The sequence below is a fragment of the Lacticaseibacillus boliensis genome (assembly GCF_054784775.1).
In genome coordinates, this window is sequence record NZ_BAAIHN010000016.1 from 53,771 (window position 1) to 61,153 (window position 7,383).

Genomic DNA, 7,383 nt, shown 5'->3' on the forward strand with positions numbered 1-7,383 from the left:
CATGTGGAAAGAATTTCGTCAATTCATTATGCGGGGGAACGTCTTAGATCTTGCCGTCGGGGTCATCATCGGTTCCGCCTTCACCGGCCTGGTCACCAGTCTCACCAAAAACCTGATCAACCCGATCTTAGCGCTGTTCACTCGCAGCACTAACCTGGAAGGGCTGAGCGTCACCGTGTTAGGCGCTAAGTTCACCTATGGCGCCTTCATCAACGATGTCATCAACTTTATTATCGTCGCCTTTGTGGTGTTCTTAATGGTCAAAGGAGCCAACCGCGTGCTCCCTCAAAAACCCAAAGCCGCGGCACCCACCAAAGAAGAAGCCTTGCTCACTGAGATCCGCGACTTGTTAGCCGAAAAGAAGTAATTGAATGAAACGAATTCCGTGGTTCTTAAAACTCCTCTTGATCATGGTGATTGCCTTTGCCGCCGCTCGTCTGCTGATGACGCAGGTCCTTGGCAACAACCAAGTCTCAGGAGACTCTATGCAGCCGACCCTGGAGAACAACGATCGTCTGTTGTCACTTCGTCACGCCAAGATCGCGCGCAACAAGATCGTCGTGATCAAAGCCCCTGACGCTCCTGCCGGCACGCTGTATATCAAACGGGTCATCGGCATGCCCGGCGACACCGTCCGCGTTAAGAACGAACGGTTATATATCAATGGTAAACAACAAGCGCAACCTTATCTCAAACCTAGCTTCATGCGCCAAGAGATCCAGGCTTGGGCCATGCTCAACCACAAGGAAGGCTCTAACAAGCCGTTCACCAACGACTTTGATCTCAAATCGAACCCGGCCACCCACAGCACACGGGTGCCTGCCGGTAAGTATTTTGTCATGGGCGATAACCGGTTTGTTTCCCATGATGGGCGTGCCTTTGGCTTCATCAGCCGCGCCCAAATCGAGTCTGTCGTCGTCTGGCGCTATTGGCCGCTGAATCAGATGCATACTTATTAACGACAAAAACAGCGTGTGACCGCAACAGTCACACGCTGTTTTTTTTCACTTCACAACAGCGTCGCAAGGTGAGCTTCGACTTCTTTGACCGGCATGGTTGCCTGCGTCCACAGCTTGAAGCTGGCGGCACCTTGGGCGACTAACAGCGCCAAGCCGTTGAGACACACCTGCACCTTGGCAGCTTCGGCCTGCTTCAAGAATTTGGTCTCAAGCGGTGAGTAAACCATGTCCAAGACGACATGGTCTGGCCGCAAACAGCTCGGATCGGTCAACGGCGACAGGTCGCGCTGAGGCCCCATTCCCATGCTGGTGGCGTTGATCACCACCTGACTGGCCGCCACCGCAGTATTGACGGCGGTGGCGTCGGCCAACGCCAGCACATCGACGGCGCACGCAACATGCGCGCGCAAATGCGTTGCCAGGTCTTGGGCGACTTCGACGTGGCGGTTGACGATCGTCAGGCGAGCCAACCCCGCTTGTGCCAGCGCCAAGGCGGCAGACTGTGCCGCCCCACCGGCACCAAAAAGCACCACCGCACTACGATCTAGTTGAATATTTTTCGGCAATGCCGCCACCAAGCCGACCCCATCGGTCGTGTAACCACAAAGCCGGCCGTCACGGTTGACGATCGTGTTCACAGAACCCGCCAGCGCCGCCAGCGGATCCAGTTCATCGAGCAACGGGATCACTGCCTGCTTCAACGGCATCGACAGGTTCACACCACCAATATGTAAATCGCGAATCGCAGCCACGGCGGTCGGTAACGTGGCCTCTGTGACATCAAACGCGAGGTAGCGTGCGTTGATGCCGCAGCGCTCAAACGCTAAATTGTGCATTGCCGGTGACAGCGAGTGTGCCGCCGGATGTGCGAGTAAACCATATAAACGTGTGTGCCCATCGATCATTGCATTGCCTCCTGAAGCATTTGAATCACCTGAACCCGCAACTGTCCCGGCGCGCTATTGCGATCGAGTGTTGCAAACGTTAATGCCGACGCGAACGCCCCCGACGCAATCCGTGTCAGCTGCCCGAGCGCCCCCATTCCGATCACGATTGCAGGCTGGGACAGATGTGTGCGTGCCCAAGCGCTCGTCGCCAACAAATTTAAGGTGTCTGCTGGAATCTGGGGCATGGCCGCCAATTTTACGACGTCAGCCCAGAGACTTTGAGACTGCAACAGCGCTTGTGCCGTTTCAAAAGGTGGGGTCTGCTTAAAATCATGATGGCTGCCCACGACCACACATTGCTGATCATGTGCCAGCTTGACCAGCGCCTTGCGGCTGACCACCGGAACGCTCGCTTCGATGTCGATCGCGTCAGGCATCACCAAAGGCAACAGACGCCGGTACAACGCGACATAGTCTGCCACCGTGCCGGCAAACGCCCCACCTTCAGCACGCGTGCGAAGCGTTAATAACAACAACTTGTCTGCTTCGCGCAGCCGTTTTGCCAGCAGCTGGGCGATCTTATCAGGAACTTCCGGCCATGCATCAAGCCGCCACTCCGCGACTTGCGCCGGGCTTTGGCATACCGCATCGACTTCTTGCAGTAGCGTCGCACCGTCAGCGGCTGTCAACGGTACCGCGATCGCCGGCTGGGGCTGCTGCAGTGCTTGAATGAATGCGTTCATCATCATCCTCCATATTTGACCCCTAGCACCAAAACGGTGAGTACGACGTCTCTTCATCTAAGAGGCACCGTCTCACCGCCAGTCATCATTACAATCAGACATTCAAAAACGCGGGCAGGTCGGTCAAGGCGACGGGATGCAAGGCAGTTTCGCCCAATTGCTTCAATGTCACCAAAACGACTGTGTTGTTTTTGACCTTTTTATCCAAGCGGATCTGTTGCACAAGCTGCTCAGTGGTGATCTGGGGAAATGCCGTTGGCAAACCCACAGCAACCAGCCGCGCCTTGATCGCCGCCGCGGTTCCTGGGGCGGTCAAACCGTGTTTCTCACACAACCGTGTGATCGCGACCATCCCCATTGCCACCGCTTCGCCGTGCAAGGTGTCCGGCACCAACAGTTCGACCGCGTGTCCCAAGGTGTGACCGAAGTTCAACAAGCGCCGCGCGCCTGTGTCGTGCTCGTCATCCACCACTAACGCCGCCTTGGCAGCGATCGCTAACCGCGAACAAGCCGCGGCGTTGGCGAGCAGGTCTGCTGGTGAGTTGATGGTTTCGATCAGCGCCCAGAACTCGGGGTCAGTCGACATGGCCGCCATCTTGACGACCTCACCGTACCCTTCCACCAAGTTGCGCTGGCTCAGCGTCTTGAGATGGTCGGGATCGATCACGACCAAGTCAGGCTGGTAAAAGGTGCCCACGACGTTTTTCCCGGCGCCAAAATCGACGGCCGTTTTACCCCCGACAGACGAATCCACCTGTGCAAGCAGACTGGTTGGCACCTGGATGAAGCTCAAGCCGCGCATGAAGGTCGACGCGACAAAGCCTGCCAGATCACCGACGACCCCGCCGCCAAGCGCGAGCACCCCATCGGAACGGGAAAAGCCTGCTTCGATCAAGGCCGCATAGACTTGCTGCGCACCGGCCAAGGTCTTGGAAGCTTCACCAGCAGCGATCACCGTGCTGGCAACCGTAAACCCTGCCTGTTCGAGCTGTGCCCGAGCCGCCGCGAGGTACAACGGCGCGACGTTGGTATCAGAGACGATCATCACCCGACGTTTGGCCCACTGGTTTGCCACCAGCTCGCCGAGGTTTTCACTGACCCCTGCTTCGATGATGATGTCGTAAGGATGGTTGGCTAAGCCAACATGGACCGTACTCATGACAATGCCGCCCGGACAGCGTTGACGCGACGGGTCATGTCTAAGTACAGGTCTGGTGTCAACGCTTGAGGCCCATCAGAGAAGGCGTGGGCAGGATCGTCATGGATCTCCACGATCTCACCATCAGCGCCAGCAGCCGCTGCAGCCACCGCCATCGGGGTAACCAGATCACGAACCCCGACCGCATGGCTAGGGTCAGCGATAATTGGGTAGTGGGTCAGTTTTTTGAGTACCGGAATCGCCGCCAAATCGAAGGTGTTGCGAGTGTACTTGTTATCAAAAGTCCGGATCCCACGTTCGATCAAGAAGACATTCGGGTTCCCGTTGGCACGGATGTATTCCGCCGCGTTCAACAGGTCATCGATTGTCGCAGACATCCCCCGCTTCAAACCAACGGCGATCTTCGTCTTGCCGACTTCTTTAAGCAATGAGAAGTTTTGCATGTTCCGCGCCCCGATCTGGAAAATGTCGGTGTACTTGCCGACCATTTCCACGTGCGGCACATCCATGACTTCAGTAATCACATCCATGCCTTCTTCATCAGCGGCTTCACGCAAGTAACGCAGGCCGTCTTCGCCGAGACCTTGGAAGGAGTAAGGCACAGTCCGTGGCTTGAACGCACCGCCACGCAAAACCGTCGCGCCGCCTTTTTTGGCGAGCTTGGCCATCTTGTGGACGTGTTCTTCAGATTCAACAGAACACGGGCCTGCCATCATCACGAAGTGGCCTGCACCGATCGTGGTGTGCGGCAACTCGATGATCGTGTCTTCTGGCTGGAACTCGCGACTGCCAAGCACGAAGCTCTTGTCGTCGGTGGTGATGGCATCAATTACCGCCGCTTCTTCTGGGGTCGGTGTGTAAGTTTTGACACCGATAGCGGCTAAGTGAGTGCCAACAACTTCGACGTGAGCTGGGGTCGCTGCGAGCTTGTCAGCGACTTGTTGGATCAGTGGGGATTGGGCTTTGAATTGAATAATCATTATGAATGTTCTCCTTTAGTGAGTGGGTTAGCGTAATGCCATGTTGCGCAGTTGGACATCAAAATCGAGTTGCAAGTATGTGTCAGCAACGTGCTGCGGGGTGAAACCAAAATGTTCCATGACCCGATCAGCCTTGCCGGAGGCGCCAAAGGACTCCATCCCAACGACTGCACCGTCGAGGCCGACGAGTTGGCCCCAAGGTAGCGGACTTGCCATTTCGACAGCGACACGCCGGGTAACGGCACGCGGCAAGACGCTTTCTTGGTAAGCACGCGACTGTTGGGCAAAAAGTTCAAAACTTGGTACGGAAACGACTGACACGAAGCGGCCGGACTTGGCTAATTCCAATTGCGCCTGCATAGCCAGATGCACTTCAGAGCCACTTGCCAACAAGATCCCTTCTTGCGGCTTGCCGGCAGGTACTTCAGCGGCAACATAGGCGCCGCGCTTGACCGGTGGGACCTTCTTGGACAGCTGTGGCAAGTCTTGACGGGTCAACACGATCACGGTCGGGCCATTTTGCCGAGTCAAGGCCACCCGCCATGCGGCTGCCGTTTCTTGGCCGTCTGCCGGACGAATAACGACGGTGTTTGGAATCGTCCGCAGCATCGCCAGCTGTTCGATAGGTTCATGGGTGGGGCCATCTTCACCAACGGCAATCGAGTCGTGGGTGAACACGAACGTCACTGGCAGATGTTGCATGGCCGCCAAGCGGATCGCAGGCTTTAAGTAATCCGCAAAAACCAAGAACGTGGATCCGAACACACGCGAGCCGCCGTGTAAGGCGATGCCGTTGAGTGCTGCCCCCATCGCGAATTCACGGACCCCGAAGGCGATGTTGCGGCCTTCCGGATGCGTTTCATCAAACAATGGCGAACCGTCGATCACCGTTTTGGTAGACGACGCGAGGTCAGCGGCGCCGCCCCACATCTCCGGTGCCAACTTGGCAAAAGCGTTCATCGCGATCTTGCCGGCATCACGTCCGGAACACGTTTCAGGGATCAGCGAGTTCGCCTGTTCCGGCAAGTGTGGCATCACATCTGCCGTCGCGCGAGTCAACGCCGCAGATTCTGCAGGTGCCAAGTTGCTTGCTTTGGCCTGCCATGCGGCATGAGCGGTAGCCCCGCGCGCCTGCAAGGTGTCTGCAAAACGTTGATATACCGCCTGTGGCACCTCGAAGTCTGGCAACGTCCAGTTGAAGGTCGTCTTCAACGCCGCGTAGTCATCAACGGACAACGCCTTGCCGTGAACGCCGTTGGTGCCTTGTTCGCGGGCACCGTACCCGATGATCGTCCGGACTTCGATCATCGACGGCTTGTCAACTTCCCGCTTGGCCGCCGTGATCGCCTTATCGATCGCGTTCAAGTCGTTGCCGTCTTCAACGCGGGCGTATGCCCAGCCTTCCGCTTCACAGCGGGCCTTCATGTTCTCACCGAACGCGCGGCCTTTGGTACCGTCTAACGACACGTCGTTGGAATCAAATAACACGATCAGCTTGCCCAGACCCTGATGGCCTGCAAGACCCATGGCTTCGTGGGAAACACCTTCCATGAAGTCGCCGTCGCCTGCGATGACGTAGGTGAAGTGGTTGACCATCCCTGGCAGACGCGCTGCCATGTGGCGTTCAGCCATCGCCATGCCGACCGCCATGCCGAGACCTTGTCCAAGCGGCCCGGTGGTTGCTTCGACCCCATCGACGACCCCGTATTCCGGATGTCCCGGCGTCCGGCTGCCAAACTGACGGAAGTGTTGCAAGTCGTCTTTGGTAACCGCAAAGCCTGCGAGGTGTTGCAGGCTGTAGAGCATCGCGCTACCATGGCCAGCCGACAAGACAAACCGATCGCGGTTGAACCAGCGGGTGTCTCTTGGCGTTACCGTTAAGTGATTGCGGTACAAAACGTAAGCCATCGGCGCAGCACCGAGTGGTAAGCCCGGATGTCCTGAATTAGCAGCTTGAATTTGAGCGACGCTCAACATGCGGATCGTATTGACGGCCAGGTCGTCGGTTGAATCAAATTTCATGATATTATCCTCCTAAGGTGGCGGTAAGCACGAAAAAACGCTATCGGTTCAACCGATAGCGTCCATTTTTCCTAGGAAAAATAAAAAGCACACGGTTGAAAACTCGTTCATCCGTGTGCTTACCTGTGTGGTTCGATGACCCTGGTATGCAGACGAATGTACCCCTCGCGAGTAGGGACACATTCGTGTGCTCCTACTCGCTAGAGAAAATACGCATACCAGGCATAATAAACAGTTGTTGTCATAATCATCGAAACCCCTTCTTGATTTGTTGCAATGAGCTTACCGCCTTCACGGGCAGTTGTCAATACAAATATTTAAATTTGGTGAGAAATAATTAAATCCCCATGGCGAACACAAGTGATCTCAAGCTGTTACTGTCCGGCAGCGTAAGCATTTTGCGTTGGGTAGACCAGTAACCTGTCGGGCGCGGGCAAAAGCGACTCCAGCAGGATCAATCTGTCGTGGAGAGGGTGCTCGGCGGAGCTAACTTGGCCGTGCCGGCCAAGTGGATCTCCACCTGCGCCTTGCTGTAAGCGACAAGTCGCTAACAGCAATCTCACCACGTCAGATTGACCTGCTTCCGTCACTTTCGCCCACACCCTAGATTCTGCGTATCAAGATAGTTTAGTG

At 56.3% G+C, this 7,383-nt stretch carries 7 protein-coding genes; 2 read left to right on the plus strand and 5 right to left on the minus strand.

Going from position 1 to position 7,383, the window contains the following annotated elements; genetic code table 11:
* The first annotated feature begins 1 nt into the window (after position 1).
* Together mscL and lepB are read left to right on the plus strand one after the other, a co-directional pair.
* The gene (mscL, locus tag ACYVRB_RS08150) at positions 2 to 367 is read left to right on the plus strand and encodes a large-conductance mechanosensitive channel protein MscL (RefSeq protein WP_461214662.1); all 366 of its coding nucleotides are present in this window, start codon (positions 2 to 4) and stop codon (positions 365 to 367) included.
* Between the two features lie 4 nt (positions 368 to 371).
* Positions 372 to 959, plus strand: a complete 588-nt coding sequence (gene lepB / locus ACYVRB_RS08155; protein ID WP_461214663.1) for a signal peptidase I — start codon at positions 372 to 374, stop codon at positions 957 to 959.
* 50 nt (positions 960 to 1,009) lie between these two features.
* Here the strand turns inward: lepB and ACYVRB_RS08160 are convergent, their stop codons facing one another.
* The 5 genes from ACYVRB_RS08160 to tkt form a co-directional block, all read right to left on the minus strand.
* A complete protein-coding gene (locus ACYVRB_RS08160; protein ID WP_461214664.1) occupies positions 1,010 to 1,864 on the minus strand; it encodes a shikimate dehydrogenase in 855 nt (284 codons plus the stop codon).
* Positions 1,861 to 2,589, minus strand: a complete 729-nt coding sequence (aroD, locus tag ACYVRB_RS08165) for a type I 3-dehydroquinate dehydratase (RefSeq protein WP_461214665.1) — start codon at positions 2,587 to 2,589, stop codon at positions 1,861 to 1,863. Before aroD ends, ACYVRB_RS08160 begins: the two co-directional genes overlap by 4 nt.
* A gap of 94 nt (positions 2,590 to 2,683) precedes the next feature.
* Positions 2,684 to 3,748, minus strand: coding sequence for a 3-dehydroquinate synthase (gene aroB, locus ACYVRB_RS08170; protein WP_461214666.1), 1,065 nt, complete (start codon positions 3,746 to 3,748; stop codon positions 2,684 to 2,686).
* Positions 3,745 to 4,728 carry a 3-deoxy-7-phosphoheptulonate synthase gene (gene aroF, locus ACYVRB_RS08175; RefSeq protein WP_461214667.1) on the minus strand — a complete coding sequence of 328 codons (984 nt, stop codon included), beginning with the start codon at positions 4,726 to 4,728 and terminating at the stop codon, positions 3,745 to 3,747. Before aroF ends, aroB begins: the two co-directional genes overlap by 4 nt.
* Positions 4,729 to 4,755: 27 nt before the next feature.
* Complete coding sequence (gene tkt, locus ACYVRB_RS08180) at positions 4,756 to 6,750, minus strand: transketolase (protein WP_461214668.1); 1,995 nt, start codon at positions 6,748 to 6,750, stop codon at positions 4,756 to 4,758.
* Positions 6,751 to 7,383 lie beyond the last annotated feature (633 nt).